Here is a 353-nt window from a genome sequence, read left to right as displayed (position 1 = left end):
GGTTTCGGCAGAGGAGTTGATCTACTCTGGCGAAGCTGAATTCGTCGCGTTGCCGGGTGAGCAGGGCGAGCTGGGTATCTACCCAAAGCACACGCCGCTGATTACCCGTATCCGTCCGGGCGCGGTGCGCATCCAGGTTCCAGGCCAGGCTGAAGAAGAATTCGTCTTCGTCGCCGGCGGCCTGCTGGAAGTGCAGCCTGGCGCGGTGACGGTGCTGGCGGATACCGCGATTCGCGGCAAGGATCTGGACGAAGCCAAAGCATGCGGCGGCGATCACTCGAAAGCGCCAGTAGGTCAGCAGGTAAGTGAGCATCGCTATCTGATGGGAAGCTAGGCTAACCACAGCTCTCAAC

The 353-nt window shown here is 60.9% G+C and carries 1 protein-coding gene; it reads left to right on the top strand.

Annotation, left to right across the window (positions count from 1 at the left end):
• The coding region (locus tag V3391_RS17610) for a F0F1 ATP synthase subunit epsilon (protein WP_332079751.1) at positions 1–334 on the top strand (334 nt) is incomplete at its 5' end.
• Positions 335–353: the final 19 nt, after the last annotated feature.

This window comes from Luteimonas flava (assembly GCF_036584485.1).
GTDB classification, from domain to species: Bacteria; Pseudomonadota; Gammaproteobacteria; order Xanthomonadales; family Xanthomonadaceae; genus Luteimonas; species Luteimonas flava.
Note: the sequence above shows the minus strand (reverse complement) of the source record. Positions and strands in the feature narration are given on the sequence as shown.